General features: G+C 56.4%; 2 protein-coding genes. Both read right to left on the bottom strand.

Features of this window, described 5'->3' with window-relative positions; translation table 11 throughout:
* The coding region (locus tag ALO_RS18125) for a 3-oxoacid CoA-transferase subunit B (RefSeq protein ID WP_004099022.1) at positions 1-553 on the bottom strand (553 nt) is incomplete at its 3' end.
* A gap of 14 nt (positions 554-567) precedes the next feature.
* Positions 568-1155, bottom strand: a 588-nt coding sequence (locus ALO_RS18130; protein WP_040293856.1) for a CoA transferase subunit A, incomplete at its 5' end; no start/stop codon positions are given.

Genomic DNA, 1155 nt, shown 5'->3' on the forward strand with positions numbered 1-1155 from the left:
CTAAACCGGAAGGAGTCACAGCAAACACGCACAAATTGGTCACGATCAGATCCACGACCTTACGGGCAGTTAAAGGCAGGGTGCATTTCGTTAAGATCTTGGGGGCATTGCCCTTGGCGGTATGCTCCATGGCCACGATGACTTTTTTGGCGCCTACCACTAAATCCATAGCCCCGCCCATGCCAGGGACTATTTTGCCCGGTACCATCCAGTTGGCCAGATTGCCTTCCTGGTCCACTTCCAGGGCTCCCAGCACCGTGGCGTCCACATGACCGCCCCGGATGATTCCGAAGGAGGTGACGCTGTCAAACATGGCCCCGCCGGTCTTGATCGTTACCGGTTTGCCGCCGGCATTGACCAGATCCGGCTCTTCTTGGCCCGGCTCCGGTGCTTCCCCCAGGCCTACGAAGCCATTTTCCGACTGGAGAATTACATTCATGCCGGCCGGAATATAGTTAGCGGCTAGAGTGGGAATGCCGATTCCCAGATTGACGACAAACCCGTCCTGAAATTCCTGAGCCACCCGTTTGGCAATAAGGGCTTTTGTATCCATTCTGTTGTTCCCTCCTAACCCTGAACCAGGTAGTCCACGAAAATCCCGGGGGTCATTACCTGATCCGGATCCATTTCACCTGGCTCCACAATATGTTCGGCTTCCACAATAACTAAATCAGCGGCGGTTGCCATGACCGGATTAAAATTGCGGGCTGCCCGCCGGAAGATCAGATTGCCGGCCCGGTCGGCCTTATAGGCTTTAATCAGAGCCACATCGGCATGGAGGGCTTTTTCCAGGAGAAATTCCTTGCCGTCAATGGTTAAAACCTGCTTGCCTTCGGCCACTACCGTTCCCAGTCCGGTGGGCGTCAGAACGCCGCCTAAGCCGGCCCCGCCGGAGCGGATTCTTTCGGCCAGTGTTCCCTGGGGGGACAGTTCCACTTCCAGTTCTCCGGCGTTCATCTGACGGGCTCCTTCGGGATTGCCTCCCATATAGCTGATGATCACCTTTTTCGCTTGTTTGCTCACGATCAGCTTGCCCATTCCCTTGTCGGGAAAGCTGGTATCATTGCAGACCAGCGTCAGTCCCCCGGTTCCCTGGGACACCAGGGCGTCCACTAGTTTTTCCGGCGTCCCGACTCCCAGAAAGCCCCCGATCAG

The organism is Acetonema longum DSM 6540 (genome assembly GCF_000219125.1).
Lineage (GTDB): Bacteria > Bacillota > Negativicutes > Sporomusales > Acetonemataceae > Acetonema > Acetonema longum.